Annotated in this window: 17 protein-coding genes; 9 read left to right on the plus strand and 8 right to left on the minus strand. The window is 52.5% G+C overall.

The features are described 5' to 3' along the window. The first annotated feature begins 1 nt into the window (after position 1). The 5 genes from ACOQPM_RS11800 to ACOQPM_RS11820 all read left to right on the plus strand — a co-directional run bounded on the left by ACOQPM_RS11800 (position 2) and on the right by ACOQPM_RS11820 (position 5,751). The gene (locus ACOQPM_RS11800) at positions 2-559 is read left to right on the plus strand and encodes a GNAT family N-acetyltransferase (RefSeq protein WP_420629461.1); all 558 of its coding nucleotides are present in this window, start codon (positions 2-4) and stop codon (positions 557-559) included. A gap of 2 nt (positions 560-561) precedes the next feature. Then, a complete protein-coding gene (ruvA, locus tag ACOQPM_RS11805) occupies positions 562-1,143 on the plus strand; it encodes a Holliday junction branch migration protein RuvA (protein WP_420629462.1) in 582 nt (193 codons plus the stop codon). 2 nt (positions 1,144-1,145) lie between these two features. Then, complete coding sequence (locus ACOQPM_RS11810; RefSeq protein ID WP_420629463.1) at positions 1,146-1,571, plus strand: nuclear transport factor 2 family protein; 426 nt, start codon at positions 1,146-1,148, stop codon at positions 1,569-1,571. 215 nt (positions 1,572-1,786) lie between these two features. Further along, positions 1,787-3,172 carry a 3' terminal RNA ribose 2'-O-methyltransferase Hen1 gene (locus tag ACOQPM_RS11815; RefSeq protein ID WP_420629464.1) on the plus strand — a complete coding sequence of 462 codons (1,386 nt, stop codon included), beginning with the start codon at positions 1,787-1,789 and terminating at the stop codon, positions 3,170-3,172. Continuing rightward, entirely contained in the window at positions 3,169-5,751 is a 2,583-nt protein-coding gene (locus ACOQPM_RS11820; protein WP_420629465.1) for a polynucleotide kinase-phosphatase, read from the plus strand. The genes ACOQPM_RS11815 and ACOQPM_RS11820 overlap by 4 nt, the downstream gene beginning before the upstream one ends. 66 nt (positions 5,752-5,817) lie before the next feature. On the opposite strand, the gene ACOQPM_RS11825 is transcribed toward ACOQPM_RS11820, so the two are convergent. The 8 genes from ACOQPM_RS11825 to ACOQPM_RS11860 form a co-directional block, all read right to left on the minus strand. Continuing rightward, positions 5,818-6,636, minus strand: a complete 819-nt coding sequence (locus tag ACOQPM_RS11825) for an ABC transporter permease subunit (RefSeq protein ID WP_420629466.1) — start codon at positions 6,634-6,636, stop codon at positions 5,818-5,820. Next, the gene (locus tag ACOQPM_RS11830; protein ID WP_420629467.1) at positions 6,629-7,537 is read right to left on the minus strand and encodes an ABC transporter ATP-binding protein; all 909 of its coding nucleotides are present in this window, start codon (positions 7,535-7,537) and stop codon (positions 6,629-6,631) included. Before ACOQPM_RS11830 ends, ACOQPM_RS11825 begins: the two co-directional genes overlap by 8 nt. A gap of 155 nt (positions 7,538-7,692) precedes the next feature. Next, positions 7,693-8,166 (minus strand): GbsR/MarR family transcriptional regulator, encoded by a 474-nt coding sequence (locus tag ACOQPM_RS11835; RefSeq protein ID WP_420629468.1) that lies wholly within the window; start codon positions 8,164-8,166, stop codon positions 7,693-7,695. 167 nt (positions 8,167-8,333) lie between these two features. Continuing rightward, entirely contained in the window at positions 8,334-9,530 is a 1,197-nt protein-coding gene (locus ACOQPM_RS11840; RefSeq protein WP_420629469.1) for a methyltransferase, read from the minus strand. A 41-nt stretch (positions 9,531-9,571) separates the two neighbouring features. After that, on the minus strand, positions 9,572-10,033 hold the full coding sequence (locus ACOQPM_RS11845) for a hypothetical protein (RefSeq protein ID WP_420629470.1): 462 nt from the start codon (positions 10,031-10,033) through the stop codon (positions 9,572-9,574). A 9-nt stretch (positions 10,034-10,042) separates the two neighbouring features. Continuing rightward, complete coding sequence (locus tag ACOQPM_RS11850; RefSeq protein WP_420629471.1) at positions 10,043-10,978, minus strand: bifunctional riboflavin kinase/FAD synthetase; 936 nt, start codon at positions 10,976-10,978, stop codon at positions 10,043-10,045. 23 nt (positions 10,979-11,001) lie between these two features. Next, positions 11,002-11,883, minus strand: a complete 882-nt coding sequence (gene truB, locus ACOQPM_RS11855; RefSeq protein ID WP_420629472.1) for a tRNA pseudouridine(55) synthase TruB — start codon at positions 11,881-11,883, stop codon at positions 11,002-11,004. Positions 11,884-11,922: 39 nt separating this feature from the next. Further along, positions 11,923-13,050 carry a glycosyltransferase gene (locus ACOQPM_RS11860; RefSeq protein WP_420629473.1) on the minus strand — a complete coding sequence of 376 codons (1,128 nt, stop codon included), beginning with the start codon at positions 13,048-13,050 and terminating at the stop codon, positions 11,923-11,925. Positions 13,051-13,262: 212 nt separating this feature from the next. Between ACOQPM_RS11860 and ACOQPM_RS11865 the strand changes: the two genes are divergently transcribed. From ACOQPM_RS11865 to ACOQPM_RS11880, 4 genes are all read left to right on the plus strand, one after another. Beyond that, positions 13,263-15,206 (plus strand): ArnT family glycosyltransferase, encoded by a 1,944-nt coding sequence (locus ACOQPM_RS11865; RefSeq protein WP_420629474.1) that lies wholly within the window; start codon positions 13,263-13,265, stop codon positions 15,204-15,206. A 143-nt stretch (positions 15,207-15,349) separates the two neighbouring features. Further along, the gene (locus ACOQPM_RS11870; protein ID WP_420629475.1) at positions 15,350-16,234 is read left to right on the plus strand and encodes a LysM peptidoglycan-binding domain-containing protein; all 885 of its coding nucleotides are present in this window, start codon (positions 15,350-15,352) and stop codon (positions 16,232-16,234) included. 10 nt (positions 16,235-16,244) lie between these two features. After that, the gene (locus tag ACOQPM_RS11875) at positions 16,245-17,549 is read left to right on the plus strand and encodes a hypothetical protein (RefSeq protein WP_420629476.1); all 1,305 of its coding nucleotides are present in this window, start codon (positions 16,245-16,247) and stop codon (positions 17,547-17,549) included. 13 nt (positions 17,550-17,562) lie between these two features. Continuing rightward, complete coding sequence (locus tag ACOQPM_RS11880) at positions 17,563-18,048, plus strand: DoxX family membrane protein (protein ID WP_420629477.1); 486 nt, start codon at positions 17,563-17,565, stop codon at positions 18,046-18,048. Positions 18,049-18,054: the final 6 nt, after the last annotated feature.

Here is an 18,054-nt window from a genome sequence, read left to right on the forward strand (position 1 = left end):
AATGTCAGAGCTTGAATTTCACCCAGTTACAGTCGCGCGCTGGTCCCATCTTGAGGCATTTTTCAAGGCAAATGGCAATCCCAACTACTGCTGGTGTATGCGGTGGCGCTTAAGAAGCGGCGACTTTGGTAAAGAAAATGCTGCAGGGCGTAAACGCAAATTTGCAGCATTGGTGGAACAAGATGTTCCTGTTGGTATATTGGCTTATCATGAAGGCAGGGTTGTTGGTTGGTGCTCCATTTCTCTCAGAGAAAATTTCGAAGGGTTAGAGCGTTCACGCATTTTGAAGCGAGTTGATGAAAAACCAGTTTGGTCTGTGACTTGTTTTTTTATTGCTCGACAGTTTCGGGGACAAGGAGTGGCCAGTCAACTATTGAGTGCGGCTGTTGATTATGCTAGGTCTCGAGGAGCAGAAATTGTAGAGGGCTACCCGGTGCAACCAGATAAAAGTTACCATTTTATGGGTTCGCCCGCTGCTTTTCAAAAAGTTGGATTTGAGGAAGTCGCCATTGCCAGCAACGGCCGTAAAATCGTTCGTAAGCAAATAAATCAGGATTGATTATGATAGCTTCTCTCAGTGGAACCATTCTGAAAATTGAAGAAAATAGTCTGGTTGTGAATGTAGGCGGCGTAGGGGTTCGTACTTTTGTGCCAAAAACGGTGCTGGAAAATGTGGGCGGCGTCGGTCGTTCAATCCAGTTGTACACGCACCTCATTGTGCGGGAGCAGGAGCTTTCGCTGTACGGCTTTGAGACGGAAGAAGATTTGCAGCTTTTTGAGGTGCTTCTAGGTGTGAATGGCGTAGGGCCAAAGGTAGCACTTTCCATTTTAGCCACGCTTAGCCCGGAAATGCTGAAAAGTGCCATTATGCGGGAGGAAACGGCCGTTCTCCAGCGCGTCCCCGGTATTGGCAAGAAAACGGCCGAACGGATCATGTTCCAATTACGCGACAAATTGGATCTGACGCAAGTGAGTACGGCCGTACCGCTCGTCAGTGACGTAGATGCCGATGTAATTGACTTCCTCACCGGGCTGGGTTTTAGTATTGTAGAAGCCCAATCTGCCCTGCAAAACATCCCCCGCGACGTCAAATCCTTCGATGAGCGTGTCCAAATGGCTCTGCAACATCTGGATCAAGGGTAATTATGAGCGCGTTAGAACAAGAGATTTGGGACTTTTTACACCGGCACATTCGGAGCATTTTCAGTAAGGATGTAGAAACTTACAAAGTTACTACGGCCGAAGATTTATCTCTGTACGAATGGTTTGTGACCCCACATCGGCAGGATGGGCTTGATTTTCATCTGTTTATGATTGACCATAGCTGGGCAGGCACTGATAGCGATTTTCGCTACGATTTATGGGAGCCGCGTGTGCAAATTTATGGGGAAGGTGGGGATGTGATTACGGCCGTTGCTACCTACACTTTCATGCTATCCATCGCCACCGACGTGGGCATCCAGCACCGCAGCCACAACGAAAGCCGCGTCCTCATCAAGGATGCCAACGGCTGGCAGGTGGTTCACGTTCACAAATCACCTGCCTGGCGCGCTTCCCACGAGCCTGAATAGCTCAAAATCTCCCACTAATTAGTAAAAGTCAGAATCACAAAACCGTGAGAGATTTGCTAAAATCAGGCACGGTTGATTCAATTCGTTTGCCTGAAAATAAAAGTGCAAGCGTTCAGACTTTTGAAGTTTCTGCGCTTGGAAATTACTGCGATAAAGTCAAAAACTTCAAAAGTCTCCAGAGGAACTGAACGGTTCCATAAAAGCGACAAAAATTTATGCTTCTTTCAATAACAACAACTTACCAACCAGCAACCGATCTGGGCTATTTGCTACACAAGCATCCAGATAAGCTGCAAACATTCAAGCTGAGCTTTGGCAAGGCGCATGTTTTTTATCCAGAAGCTACGGAAGCACTTTGTACCGCAACGCTTTTGCTGGATGTTGATCCTATTAAGCTGGCTCGTGGCGGCAAAAATCGGAACTTCAACTTTGCCTTGCAGCCCTATGTAAATGATCGGCCTTACGTTGCTTCTTCATTTTTGAGCGTGGCGATTGCCCAGGTGTATGGTTCGGCGTTGAGCGGCCGTTGCAAAGAGCATCCAAACCTTGCTAACCAACCCATTCCCTTGAAGGCGCACCTTCCAGCAATTTCCGTTGCTGGTGATGTATCTCTCGTGGCGCGTTTATTTGAGCCGCTGGGCTATGATGTTGCCTTGACACAGATTGAACTGGATGCCGAGTTCCCAGAGTTGGGGAGCAGCTCTTTGTTTTCCTTGACATTGGCAAATAAAGTACCACTTCAAACATTGTTGAACCATCTTTATGTGTTGATTCCTGTGCTGGACAATGAAAAACATTACTGGGTCGGGGAAGATGAAATTGACAAGCTGCTAAAGCGGGGCGAATCTTGGCTAGACACGCACCCTGCCCGTGAGGAAATTATCAGCCGCGCGCTCAAGCATCGGCGACACCTGACTCGGCAGGCGTTGGCGCAATTGTCGGAAGGCAGTGCCGAAGATGCGGAGACGGGGGATTCTAGAGAAGATCAGGTAGAAGTGACCCTTGGTCTGCACCAGCAGCGTCTGCAAGCGGTTGCCAAAATATTAAAAGAGAGCGGCGGCCAAAAGATAGTTGACCTGGGCTGCGGTGAAGGGAAGCTACTTCGCCTGCTTTTGCAAGAGCCACAATTTACACAGATTTTAGGCATGGATGTTTCTTACCGCAGTTTGCAGAAGGCTCAGGAACGCCTGCATCTCGATGAGTTGCCCACCAGGCAGCGGGAGCGCATTCAGCTTAGGCATGGTTCCCTGATGTACCGGGACGAAAAGCTAGCCGGTTATGATTGCGCCGCCGTAGTTGAGGTAATTGAACACCTTGATGCAGATCGCCTCAGGGCTTTTGAAAAGGTGCTTTTTGAATATGCTAAACCCAAAATGATTGTAATCACCACCCCAAACCGTGAATACAATGTGATATGGCCACAATTGCCTGCTAGCCAATTCCGGCATCCTGATCACCGCTTTGAGTGGTCACGCGCTGAGTTTCAGGCGTGGGCTACAAACATTGCCGCTAGAAATGGGTACACTGTGCGGTTTGAGAATTTGGGGCCGGAGGATGCTAACGTGGGTTCTCCTTCACAAATGGGGGTGTTTGAACGATGAAGCTAAACATTCCAGAATTAGCGCTAGTTGTGTTGATTGGCCCCTCTGGTGCGGGCAAATCCACTTTTGCGCGGCAGCATTTTTTGCCGACAGAGGTGCTATCTTCAGATTATTTTCGTGGGTTGCTGGCCGATGATGAAAATGACCAGACGGTTACAAAAGATGCGTTTGAAGCGTTGAACTATATTGCGGCCAAGCGGTTGGCAAACGGCCGTCTCACCGTCATAGATGCCACCAATGTTAAACTCCAAGACAGGAAGCAGTACGTCCAGCTTGCGCGCCAATACCACGTTTTACCAGTGGCGATTGTGCTGGATTTGCCGGAATCTGTTTGCCAGAAGCGCAACGAAGCACGGGCAGACAGATCATTTGGCAAACACGTGATTCGCAACCAAATACGAGAGATGCGCCGCTCCTTGCGAAGGCTCAAAAAAGAGGGCTTTCGCCGCATTCACACGCTGAAATCTGTTGAAGATGTGGCTACGGCCGAAATCCAGCGCGAACCGTTGTGGAATAACCGCAAAGACGAGCATGGCCCGTTCGACATCATTGGCGATATTCATGGCTGTGCCGATGAGCTTGAACTGCTGCTGGAAAAGCTTGGCTACGTTTGGGAAGAATTGCCGGAAGAAAGTTTCTATACCTATCATCGCGTTTACAAACACCCCGAAGGGCGCAAAGCGATATTCCTGGGTGATCTGGTTGATCGGGGGCCAAGAATTTTAGACAGCTACCAGCTTGTACATCACATGGTTAAGGCTGGCCACGCGCTGTGCGTACCGGGCAATCATGACACGAAGTTGATGCGCTGTTTGAACGGCCGTAACGTGCAAATTAAATACGGTTTGCAACAAACGCTGGATGAGATACAAGCGTTGCCCGATGTGAAATCTTTTGAACAGGAAATGGCTCAATTTATTTACTCGCTGGTGAGCCATTACGTGCTGGATGATGGTAAATTGGTTGTAGCCCATGCAGGCTTGAAGGAAGAGCTACAGGGGCGTGCTTCATCTCGCGTGCGGGATTTTGCCCTGTACGGCGAAACAACGGGCGAAACTGACGAATTTGGCTTGCCCATTCGTTACAACTGGGCGCTGGAATATCGGGGAGAGGCTGCGGTGGTGTATGGGCACACGCCCGTGCCTCAGGCTGAATGGTTGAATAATACCATCAACGTGGACACCGGCTGTGTTTTTGGTGGGGCATTGACGGCCTTGCGCTATCCTGAACGGGAACTGATTTCCATCCCGGCTGCCAGAGAGTATGCAAAATCGGCGCGTCCGCTACAAAATGTTGAACCTGAAAATCAGCAAACCGCGCAGCAGCTCAGTGATGACATGCTGGATTTGGCAGATGTAACGGGTAAGCGCATTGTGCAAACTCGGCTGCGGCGCAAAATCACGCTGGAGGCAGAAAACAGCACCGCCGCTTTGGAAGTGATGAGCCGCTTTGCCGTTTCCCCCAAGTGGCTGATCTACTTTCCTCCAACGATGTCGCCCACGGAAACCAGCCGGGAGCCAGAGTTGTTGGAACATCCCGTGGAAGCGTTCAATTATTACCGCAAAAACGATGTCAAAGAACTTATTTGCCAAGAAAAACATATGGGTTCACGGGCAGTGGTGATTGTGGGGCAGAGCGAAACGGCCGTTCAAAAGCGATTTGGGGTTGCTGAACGTTCATTGGGGATTGTTTACACGCGCACAGGACGACGCTTTTTTGCGGATACGGCCGTTGAACAACAGTTTTTGCGCTATTTGCAAGAAGCACTCACGCAGGCAAACTTTTGGGAGCAGATGCAAACGTCTTGGGTCTGTTTGGATTGTGAATTGATGCCCTGGTCAGAAAAAGCGCAGGCATTACTTAAAGATCAATATGCGGCCGTGGGCGCGGCGGCTGAGGCATCCTTAGGCGAAGCAATTCGGCAGCTTGAGCAATTGGCACAGCGCCAAATTGAAGCAGAGCCATTAAAACGCCAATTCGGGCAAAAAGCAGAGCTGATCCAACAGTATCGGCAAGCGTACCGAAATTATTGCTGGCCGGTGCAAAATGTGTCCGATTTAAGACTGGCACCGTTCCACATTCTTGCCACAGAAAATCGGGTTCATGCTGATAAAAACCACCGTTGGCACATGGACACGATTAAACAGATCGTAGCTGGGCAAGCGGCTGACATTTTATTGGCGACAAATCATATTTATGTTAACTTGAGTGATGCGGTAAGTGAGGAAACGGCCGTTCACTGGTGGAAACAACTTACCCAACAGGGTGGGGAAGGCATGGTGATTAAACCTGTGGATTTCATCACCTTTAGCCGCAAAGGACTAGTTCAGCCAGCGATGAAATGTCGCGGTCGGGAATATCTACGCATTATTTACGGCCCTGAGTACACGTTGCCTGAGCATTTGCAAAAGCTGAAAAACCGAAACGTGGGGCGTAAACGCTCACTCGCTTTGCGTGAATTTGCTTTGGGGATTGAGGCGCTGGAACGTTTTGTTAAGCGTGAGCCTTTGCGCCACGTGCATGAATGCGTTTTTGGCGTGTTAGCCTTGGAGAGTGAGCCGATAGACCCACGCCTCTGACGGTAATCGGTAGGTTGGTAATCGGTAAAATTGCATGCTTACCGTTCACCGATTACCGTTCACTGCTTACGAAACTCTTGCTCGCTGCCAGGGCCACAGGCCGACCGTCAAGTTTCGGCGCTGGAAGAAGAAGAGGGCGAGGGCGAAGCTTACCAGCCCGATGGCAAAAAATACCAACATATCTCCCGCTGCCTGGCCTTCGATAACGGCCGTTCCCGATGCATCTAAATAAGTGAATAAGAAGAACGGCTCGAACGGTTCCAGTTCGGTGGTGGAGGCGGCTAAATTGCTGCCAAAGTAACCAACCACCAGCACAGCGGCGGCGATTATTGAGGCGAAGCGGCGGCTGGCGCAGAATGCAGCCAGGAACATGCTCATCATGCCCACGGCAAACACAATCGGCCACGCCATCATGACGCTTGTAAACATATCACCTGCCACCATTTCCGTCTCAACCTGGCTTTCGATAGATTGAAACACCAACATGGAAACCACAGCCACGATTACAAACATGATGACGGACGAAATAGTAAAAGCAATTGCCTTGGCGGCCACAATTTGCCAACGGGGTAACGGCAGCGTCACAACCATTTCTAAACGGCCGTCTTCTTCTTCACCAGCTAGCGTACCCGTGCCGTTGATGATGCCGTAAATAGCTGCGATAAGCGGCATGAACACAATTAAAATTGAGCCGACCCAATCAGAGAAGTTGCCCAAACTCATGCCCATCGCCTGGTAAATTTCCAAATCAGCCAGCCCGGCCATTTCATCAGCGACGGATGGGTAGATGGAAATGTAAACCAGCGGGAAGAAACATAAGCCCAGTCCCCAGCCAATAATCGCGTTGCGCCGAAAAACGAGCTCTTGCCACAGTAACCTAAGCATGATTGCCTCCATTCCCCTTGCCGTAATAGGTCAGGAAGATTTCTTCCAGACTCACGTTAATTGTCTCAATATCCTGAATTTGATGATTTGCTGCCGCTGCCAAGACCTGCGGCAGACTCTCCTGCACTTCCAGCATCACGCCCCGCTCGCTGCGGCTGAGTTCTATAACGCCCTCAAACTGGAACGCATCGTTGGGCGGCAGCTTGGCAAAGGTTAAGTGGAGCCGCGTTACTCGCTGGGCTACCAGCTCTTCCACACGCTGCGTGGTTACCAACTGACCATCCCGAATGATGCCTACCTTGTCAGCTACTGCCTGTACTTCTGGCAAGATGTGGGAGGAGAAGAAGATAGTACGGCCGTCTGCCTTGGCCTCGCGCACCATTTCCAACACTGTTTGCTGCACTAGTGGGTCTAAACCACCCGTCGGCTCGTCCAAAATGAGCAGGTCGGGCTGGTTCATAAACGCCGCCACGATGCCCACCTTTTGCTTGTTCCCACGAGAGAAATTGCCAATTTTTCGGGTTGTGTCCAGATCCAATCGGTCGGCTAGCTCCCGCCAATATCCTTTGCTGCCATTTTCCTCGCGCAAAAATTCATACATCTTGAAGAATTGGCTCGCCTTCATATTTTTGTACAGCGCCAACTCACCAGGCAGATAGCCAATTCGCTTGCGAATTTCGACACCTTGTTCCTGACAATCCAGGCCAAAAATGGATGCCTTGCCCGAGGTTGGGCGAATGATGTCTAGCAGCACGCGTTGCGTGGTGGTTTTCCCTGCTCCATTGGGACCCAAAAACCCAAAAACCTCCCCCTCTTCAACAGAGAGATCCACGTTTAGGATGCCGCGATGACGGCCGTAATAAACCGTCAATCCCCTAGTTTCAATCACATGTTCACTCATAGCCTTCTCCAAGCACAACAGAATTGTGCTGTAATAATTGCGAGCCGGTGGTTGCCCAATTGCCCTGCGCTGCCCGCGGAATAGACAAAGAAAAGCCAATTTAAGGGTAGTTACCTTTTCTTTAGCTACGAAGCGAGCGAGGTCGCGCGGGGTGATTAGGCAGATTGAGCCTGTTCTTCTAGCCAGCGCTCAATCAGTTTAGGAAGCTCGGCTTCCAGAAATTTGTATAGATCGTGCATTGTTTGCAGCCTGGCGCGACGTTCTGGATCATCCTCTGGCAATAAGGCAAGCCCTTGTTCTGCCAGCCGCCGCATGGCAATGTTGAGGTTGTTACGAGCCGACCATGCCCGCACCCAGGCATCATCGCTAATGCGGTAATAATCCTTGCGCTTACCAGGGAAGCTTACCTTGCTTACCAGCCCAGATTGAATGAGCATTCGGCTGGTGGTGCTGACAGAACTTTTGCTTACTTGCAATGTTTCTGCTAACTCGTCCATCGTTTGATGGGATGGGTCACAAACCAGCAGCCAGCCCAGAATGCGCCCACCTGTTCGGGACAAACTGTACTGTTCAAAGAAAATCCCGAACTCTTCAATGTAACGTAACAACACATCATTTAGCCCAGTCAAATAGCGTGCCTCCTCTTTTGAAGATGCTGGTATTTTACTAAGTTCTGTTTGTTCAGTCAATACCGAACAAAATGAACTAAGAGTAGTTAGTGCCAGGCACAGGGCTGTACAATTCGCAGTAACCAAAGCCGTTCCGCCCTGTGCCTGGCACTTTTAGGCAACGATACTTATTTGGGCCGAAGACTGAGGGTGCTGAAGCCCTTGCGCTTTTTGCGTTTTTGGGGTTTTAAGAGCTGGCTTTTCTTTAGCTGCTGCTCAACTTGTGATATGAGATGGGAGTTGGCAGCGATGAGGATTTTGCCTTTTGGAGCAAGCTGTTCGGCTAATAAATTGAGGCGAGCTATAGTCAGTTTTGGCCCTTCGCTATCCCGCAGGGGGTGGAGGATTAGGCTGGCAGGCGTCTGTAATGGGGGCAGCCCGATTTGGTGGTGGCTGTGGATGTGTATCGCCGGGAAGCTGTTTTTTTGTAAGTTGTAGCGGCTGGTTTTAAGGGCGAGTAAATCTCGGTCTACCAGGGTAATTTGTCGGGGGTGCACCATGTGCCAAGCGGCAACGGCCGTATGCCCCTGCCCCGGATTCACAACCAATAAATGCTCAATCGTTTCTCGTTGAATATCGTTGAGCATGTTTAACAAGAGTCGTGTACCAAATCCAAGCGTATCAAACTCTGGCAAACCAACGGCCGTTTGCATCCCAAAATTCAGCTTCTTGTAACTGACTTCCATTGTGTCCCGCCAAAAGAGGCCGCTGGCAAAAGCTGGTTGCGGTTCTTCCGTAGTTGGGGCGGTGAAGTGGTAATGGAAGACGGTATGGTTGGCGGTGGATTCTTTGAGGGTAACGGCCGTATCTGGCACTTCGCGCAACGTTTTTTCCACCAGCGGCACCAGCGGGGTAACGACGACGATGGCTACGTGACCGTTTTGGCTGAGAAATGGCCTTGCGCCGCGAACCAAATGAGCAACCACCTCCTCACCTGCCTTGCCAGGGATGTTGGAGAGAATTAGGTCAAAATTGTGTTCGGTAACGTCATCGTACCCTAAGCTGCCGTAAATTGAAACATTATGTAAGCTGTTGAGTTCAGCGTTTTGCTGTGAGAAATCAACCGCCAGCGCGTCTCGATCCACCAGATAGACGGTGCGACTTCTATTGAGCTTGGCTAGCGTCAGCCCCAGCGGGCCGTAGCCGCAGCCCACGTCCAGTACGTGCTGCACATCGGCCATTGGTAGTTGTTTCAAGGTGCGTAGCAAAAAGCGGGTACCCGTATCTACCTCGTAGCTGCTAAACAGCTCCTGCGACACATGAAACTGGAGCTGTTGGTCATCCTGCTTGAAGGTGAGCGTTTTTTTGAAGTAAGCGTCTTGCATAAAAGATTTCGTTGGGACAGGTCTAAGACTTGTTCCACTTGTTAATTCGTGGTGAGTTGGATTATTCTTGGTACGATTAAACCGATCAACAAAACTAATGCAGTGCGGATTGATCCATAAAACCTAACGTTATCCCCCACTGAGAGACGTAGTAATCTGTTTCTCCCGGTTCTGCTCATATTTACGATCCTTTCAGGAGAGATAAAGGTAATGATCTCAAAGACGCCATCTATCAGGCCAATACCTCCCGCAAGCCAAAAAGTTAATGTAAATCGTGAAACAGGGTCAGTAAAAATCTGAGATAGCAACAGAAGCCCGGCGAAGGCGTAAAAAATAATCCAAATAAGGGTTACATTTCCTAAAAAACGATTGACCCATGCAACTTCAGGATACGCTTCAACAAACTCTTCAGGCGAATATTTGTCAACGTCTTTGTACTTAATGATTATCGGAAAGATAGCTAAAAGAAATCCTATGATGGCTCCGAATATAAATAAGAACATGGTTTCAACTCAATCGCTTGCTAAAAGCTGCCGCACTTGGGCCACATCGGCGGCAATTTGGGTTTTGAGGGCATCCAAACCGTCAAATTTCTTTTCGGGGCGGATGCGGTTAATGAATTCCAGGTGGAGGGTACGGCCGTAAATTTCCACATCAAAATCAAGCAGGTGGGCCTCGACGGTGACGGCGCTACCGTTCACGGTAGGGCGCACGCCCACGTTGGTAGCTGCCAGATGGCGCTCTTCGCCCAGCCGGGCGTAGGTGGCATACACACCCTGGGCGGGCAGCAGCTGTTCGTCCCAAAAATCGACGTTGGCGGTGGGGAAGCCAATGGTGCGCCCCATCTTCTTGCCCCCAATAACGGTGCCGCTGACGCAATACGGCCGTCCCAAACAGCCATTCACTTCTACCAAATCCCTCTCCAGCAAGCTGCGCCGAATGCGGCTGCTGCTGACGCGCTCGCCTTGCCACAGCACCATTGTATCCACCTGCTGCACGGTGTAACCGCGCGCTTCACCCAACTTACGCAAGAAGGGAATGTTCCCTTCGCGGTTGTAACCCAGGGCAAAGTTGCCGCCCCACATTTGGCGCATATCCAAATAACGGCACAGCTCGTCCACAAATGTAGCCGCGCGGGTTTGGCGCACCTGTTCGTTGAAGGGGTGGGTGATGATGAGATCAATGCCCAGCTTGGCCAACAAAGCGACGCGCTGGTCAAGCGTACCCAGGTAGTAAGGTTCAGTCATTTGCTGGATAACGCGCTTGGGATGGGGGAAAAAGGTGAGAACGGCCGTTCGCGCCCCTGCCTTCTTTGCCTCAGAAATCATCTCTTGTAGCACCGCTTGGTGGCCCAAATGCACACCATCAAATGAGCCAACGGCCACAAAGGTCGGTATGCGCTCGGTTACGTGAGAAAGTTGTTCAACACGGGTTGTAGTTTGAATCATAGGATGGAATTGTATCAAAATGATCAGGGGACGGCAGGAAACATTTTGCGGGCGCGCCACTGGTCGCCATCGGCGGCGACGATGCCCAAAAAGTGGCCATCTGGCCCGTAAGCCCGCACCAGTTCAGCCGATGGCTCACTGGTTATTTGAATTGGTTTGCCTTGCAAAATGTTGACAGCGGCCGTTTCTGGCAAATCGAGGCGCGGCAGGTGGCGTATGACCGTATCTGGCGGCAGCAAATGATCCGTGATGTTTTCAGGGGTGAGGGTGTTTAGGGGAACGGCCGTTTCAATACCAAAATCCCCAACCGCCAGCCGACGTAACGCACTCAAGTGGCCACCGCAGCCCAGCACTTCCCCCAAATCATGCCCCAGCGAACGAATGTAGGTGCCGGATGTGCAGGCAATCCGCAGTTCTAAATTTGGCGGTTCCCAGTTGAGCAGGGTGAGTTCATGAATGGTGACGGGGCGATACGGCCGTTCCACATCCGTTTTGCCTTGCCGCGCCAATTTGTACAGCGGCTGCCCATCCTTTTTGATGGCGGAGTAAAGTGGCGGCTGCTGCATAATGTCGCCGCGAAACGATTCCAGAGCTTCGTTGATTTGGGGGAGGGTGAGGTCGGTGAACGGCCGTTCCGCCACAATCTCTCCCTCAGCATCATACGTGTTTGTGCTTTGCCCTAGACGTACGGTGGTCTCATAAACCTTGTCATGCCCTACCAAATATTCAATCAGGCGCGTGGCGCGACCCAGACATAGCAACAGCACGCCGGTGGCAAGCGGGTCTAACGTGCCCGCATGACCCACGCGGCGCAGCCCCGCTATCCGTCGCACACGCCCCACCACATCATGCGAGGTGATGCCCAATGGTTTATCCACGCACAAAATGCCGCTCAAGTTACTCATGGTTGGTTTCCTGCAAAATACCCCTCTGAAAATTATGAATTATGAAGGATGAATTATGTGACCCGTTGCAAGTATTTCCCGGTAGACGGCAACGGTCTCATCGGCGATTTGGCGCTGGGTATAATGGTTGAGTACGCGCGTACGGCCGTTCTGGCCCAATTCATCCCGTAGCTGTGGCGACTGCATAAGCCTAAGTAGCTGTTGGTGCAGTGCGGTCTCATCGTCCTCTGGGAAAATCAGCCCTGCCTCACCAATCACATTGGGGATTTCACCGCTGTTTGAGCCAACCACTGCCACTTCACAAGCCATCGCTTCTACCAGCACCCGGCCAAACTGCTCTTTCCAGTTGGGCAGCGTGCGCGAAGCTAGCACTAGCACGTCTAGCTGTTGCAAAAAGCCAGGCATTTGCGCCGAGGTCACGACCCCGTCAAACTGTACCCTGTCGGCAATGCCCAGTTGGTAAGCCAGGTTTTGTAAGGACGGCCGATCTGGGCCATCCCCTGCAATGTGCAGCCGCCACACGCCAGGCAGCTTGGCCACCGCCCGCAGCACCAAATCAACTCCTTTTTCTGGTACCAACCGCCGGTTGGCACAGCCAATCACCAAGCCGCGCCCTGGGTCTCGCTGGCTAAGTGGCTGGAACAGCGTTGCGTCTACGCCAAACTGCGGTGTCACTCGCAGCGGCCCACAATACCCTTTTTGCCGCCACACCTCTGCCGATGCCCGGTTGCCCACCAGCCCGTAATCAACTTTGGCCAGCACCTGCTTTTCCAGCAGATTAAACGGAAAGGGATATTGCCGGACAATATTTTGCCACGAAAAAAAGAGCGTTTTGGCACCTACGCGCCGCGCCTGCCGCAGTGCCAGCCAAGTAGCCAAATTGTAGGGTTCCTCGTCAATGTGTACCAAATCGGGCTGAATTTGATGCAGACGCCGCTTGAGTGTCGGGAAGTAGTACATGTGAAACTGCCCGTTGAAGCGTATCTGATCAACCAGCAGGCGATACCCTTCGGTGTGGATACGTTCCAGCGTTACCGGACCAGCCGGATCAAGCCAAACGGGCGGCACAATGACGGTGAGGTTCACGTCGCCGTGCCGAGCGATTGCTTCTAGCTTGGTCTGGTAGGAACCCACCAAGCACGCTTTTGAGAGGAGCAGAATTTTCATCAAAACATTATGTATTGCGTGGGGCGTATTCCTGGACAAATTTTACGAAATACGCGCTACGCAATATGGGTCATTCATTGTCGAATTAAAGTTTTAGACTTCATGAATCATTTATCAATTTGGTCAAAATCAGTCTGGAACGCTCCCAGTGGTCTGGTTGACGCAAGGGGCTATTTTGCTATACTTGCCTCGCTTTGACAAACAGGCAGCCTATGCAAACGACCCATAAAAATCATCGAAGCCCGTCCAGATTTGGATGGGCTTTATTACTCTTGGCGGTGGGTACGGCCGTTTTCCTGCGCCTCTACAATTTGGGGATCTGGCCACCCGGCCTGTACCGTGATGAAGCCTTCAATGGCCTGGATGCCCTGCGCGCGCTGGACGGCGAGTTTGCCCTCTTTTTCACCGCCAATAACGGCCGTGAACCGCTTTACATCACCCTCACGGCCTTGAGCGTGGCCTTGTTTGGCCGCACCGTGCTGGCCGTGCGGCTGGTTGCCGCCGTTGTGGGCAGTTTGACCACCTTGTTAGTCTACAAGCTGGGGCGATGCTGGTTTGGCTGGCGCGTGGGGTTGCTGGCGGCCTGGCTGTGGGCGATTACGCTGTGGCCCGTCCATTTGAGCCGCATTGGACTACGCACCATTTTGCTGCCAGCCGCACTGGCGCTTACCTTTTGGCTGGGCACCGAGGCGTATCGTCGCCGAAAAGTGGGCTGGTGGCTGGCGGCGGGCATTGCTTATGGCCTCGGCTTCTATACCTATTTGGCAATTCGCTTTACGCCGTTGCTGTTGCTGACGCTGGTGGCATTTTTGCTATGCCAGGGACGGCGCGATTGGCTGCGGCGTGGGGTCGGTTGGTTTTTGTTGGGAACGGCCGTTACCCTCCTCCCGCTCGCTCTCTTCTACCTGCAAAACCCGGATTTGCTGCTGGGGCGCACGGGGCAGGTTTCCATTCTCAATCCAACCATCAATGGCGGCAATTTGTGGGGTACGCTTTGGCAACAAATTGGGCGTTCGCTGGGCCTGTTTTTCTGGCAGGGGGACACGATTGTGCGCCACAATCCGGCGGGACGGCCGTTCTTCGACTGGCTGATGGCGGTTCCGTTTTTACTAGGCTTGGGTTGGTGTTTTCAAAATTGGCGTAGGCCAGCGGCAACGGCCGTTTTGCTGTGGAGCGGCATCATGTTGGGCGTGACGGTTTTGGCCGAGGATGCCCCCCACTTTTTGCGGGCCGTCGGCATTTTGCCCGGAGCGATCTTCTTGCCTGCGCTGGGGCTGGCTTGGCTGTGGCGGTGGGAGCGTTTGCCACAAGCAGTGAGTGGCACGATGGTAGCGATGCTCATGGCAGGCAGTCTGTTTCTCACTATCACGGATTATGTTAATTATAGTCAGCAGCCTGAGACAGCCTTATTCTTTGAGGCGGCGGCGGTTGAGTTGGCGGAAAGTTTGAATGCGGAAGATAGTGGAACGGCCGTTTATCTGGATCGCTGGTTTTGGGATGAAGCAAGCCAAAAAGGATGGCCGAGCATTCCCTTTTTGGCCGATTTGGACAGTGTGACGCTTTATCGGCCAGAAGATGGCCTGTCTCTGGCTGCATCCGGCCACCCTGTGAGCCTGTACGCTTGGCCTTTTGGCGATTTGGAATTTGTGCCAGAACTGTTGGCAGATGCGGAAATGGTGGTGGTGGGAAACGGCCGTCTTGCCCGTGGCGACTTAGAACCAGAACCGTATCCGCTTTACGTACGCTACGCCAGCAATACGCGCCCGAACGCCACCCAAACCGTACAATTTGGCAATGAATTTCAGTTGCATAGCTGGACCATTGCCCCGCTGGACGAACAAACAGTGCAAGTTGATCTTATCTGGCAAAAAATTGGCGGCGGGCAGTCCAGCCAAATTGCGTTTTTGCACCTGTTGGGGGCAGACGGGCTCATTACCCAGGCAGATGCACCGCCCGGCGGGGCATTCTGGTTCCCGCACTGGTGGCGGGATAACCAACTGGTGCATGAACGGCGGTTGCTTACGCTCAGCGAACCTTACGATCCCGCATTGCACATCATTCAAGTTGGCCTGTATGATCCGGTAACGCTGGATCGGCTGCCGGTACTTGATGATAATGGTAATTTGCAAAAGGATAGTTGGCAGTTGGCACCTTAGAAAAATACGATCTCTCAAAGAAATCGTATTTTTGCACATGTGAATACAAAGAAGTTCAACTTCTCTGAGAAGTTGAACTTCTAGCTGGGCTGCACACAAAACGTTAGGGTTTCGTCTGGAGAACGTGGTTGAGGATGGGCAAGATGCAGGTAAAACTGCGGTGGTTAAGGGTGGTGCTGGGCAGCAGTTTGCTGCTGTGGCTGGTTTTTGCCCCTCAATTGCAAGGGCAAGATTTACCCACCGCCACGCCGGATGCTGAGGGCATTATCTATGCCGAGGTGTTGCCGAACGATTCGCTTTGGGCCATTGCCGCCCGCGCTGGTATCTCTTTAACAGAGCTGCTCGACCTGAACAATTTAACAGAAGATGCGCTGATTCAGCCGGGCGACCGCCTGATTGTGGGTATTGTGACCGCCACAGCAACGCCGGAAGTTTCACCGACGCCAACTGCCACTAGAGAACCGCCCACGCCTACAATCACTGCTCCACCACCACCTGTGACGGCAATTTGCTTGGTGGCCTTTGCCGATGAGAATGGCAATGGTGAGCGGGAACCAACCGAGCCTTTGCAGGCGGGGGTTGCTTTTACGGTCTTCACATCTGCATCTGTGGTAGCCAATTACGTCACCGATGGCGTGTCGGAGCCATTTTGCCTCACGGATTTGGCGGCGGGCAATTACCAGGTGACGCGCTCGGTAGGCCGAGATGAAACTTTGACCAACAGCGGCAACCGGACGGTGATTTTGGCTACGGGCGACCAAGTGATGCTGGGATTTGGTGGTTTTGCGGGGCAGACGGCAACGCCTGCATTGAGCGATGGCGAAACGGCCGTTCCCCACATGCCTGAACCAACCAATCCCCCTACCCACCCAGCCGCCGTTATTGGGGATGTGCCGGAAAGCGCAACGCTGGCTGCTGATTCACCGGGGGAAGAGGGCGCAGCACGGCCGTTTCTCATTGGCGCGGGCATTCTAATCGGCATATTATTGATGGGTACGGTCGTTTTTATGAGTCAAAAACGTGGATAGGGAAGAAAATATGAGAAATAGTTGGAAGTTAATTTTAATTGTGTTGCTGTGGGTGGGTCTGGGCAGCCAGGCACAGCCCAGTGCTGCCCAAACAAATCTGTTGCAAAATCCGGGCTTTGAGCTGCCCTACAACGGGGATGGCTCCGCCAACGGCTGGGGGCGCTGGTTCCGCAACAGCAGTGCTGACCAGTTTGATGATTGCACCAACGGGTACCATAAAGAGCCCCACTGGAGCGCAGAAACGGTCAGTGCCTCATTGATCCATTCCGGGTCTGCCTCGCAGCATGTGGGCAACCAGTGGGATACCTGGGCAGCGGGCGTGCTGCAAACGGTGAGCGTAACGCCTGGCAGCACCTACCGCTTCACGCTTTGGGCCAGAGGGCGCGGTTCCAACGACAGCTTCCCCGCCCCGTCTGAAGGTGGCCTGCGGATGGATGTGCAGGTGGGGCTAGACCCCAACGGCAGCGGCCTGTGGAACGATGCCGATGTGCAGTGGAGCGGCTTCATTCAGCCGCACGATACCTGGCAATCGGCCTCTGTTGAGGTGACGGCGACGGGGGACAAGGTGACGGTGTTTGCCGCGGCGGATTATGGTTTGCAAGGCGTGAACCAGTGCCGGGCGCATCTGGACATTTGGTTTGATTCGGCAGAGCTGATCGAAGTTGGGCCACTGCCAACCAATACGCCCATGCCGCAGCCCACTTCGCCACCGCCACCCCCTGCGACGAATACGCCCATCCCCACGGCCACAACAGAGATTCCCCCAACGGCAACGGCCGTTCCCACCGAAGCTCCTACCAACACGCCAGAACAACCCGCCGGAGCCACCATTTGCATCAACGCCTTTGCCGATGACAATGGCAACGGTCAATTTGACGCCAACGAGGGCTACATGGGCAGCGTGGCCTTCCGCGTCGCCAGCACCACGCAAGTTGTGGGGCAGGCAGTCTCCACTGGCACCAATGAGGCAGTTTGCTTTGAAGGTTTAGAGGCAGGTGCCTACCAAATTGAGCAAGTGGTGCCTGGGCCGCTGGAGATGACAACGGCTGGCTCAACCAGCGTCACCGTGGCAGCCGGGCAGACGGCCGGCGTGCAGTTTGGCAGTCGCTTGCGTCAGGAAACGGCCGTTGAACCCACCGCCGTAGCAGATGCCGCAACGGCCGTTCCCACCACGGCAGCAGAATCGGGTGATGAAACGGCCGTTGACGCTCCCGAAGAAGGTGGGCTACCTACTTGGAGTGGTCTCGCTCTACTGATTGCGGCCGTTGTTTTGCTAGGAGGCATCTTGTTCACAGTTCTGCGCCGCACTGCCTAGTAATGGGAAATCAATGAATCAACGACCATTTGGTAAACAGATTCAAACACAGTTTGACCAAATTGATCGGCAAATTACCGTCTGGATGGCCCGGTATGGCATGTTGATCATGCGTATCGGCTTGGGCATTATCTTTTTCTGGTTTGGGGCACTTAAATTGGTGCCGGGTCTTAGCCCCGCCGAAGAGTTGGTGCGTAACACGACATATTTTGTGAATCCGGACTGGTTTATTCCCGTTCTGGCAGTATGGGAAATGGCGATTGGGCTGGGGCTGATGCTTGGCAAATTCATGCGGCTGACGTTGCTGCTGCTTTTTTTGCAGATGCCGGGCACGGCGCTACCGTTGCTGGTGCTGCCAGATTCGGTTTGGACGGAATTTCCTTATGGCTTGACATTAGAGGGTCAATATATTGTCAAAAATCTGGTGTTGATTGGTGCAGGCTTGGTACTGCGTGGCACCGTGCGCGGCGGTCGTGTGGTGCCAGAGCCGGAGAAGTAACGCTTT

The sequence above is a fragment of the Candidatus Leptofilum sp. genome (assembly GCF_965223525.1).
GTDB lineage: Bacteria > Chloroflexota > Anaerolineae > Promineifilales > Promineifilaceae > Leptofilum.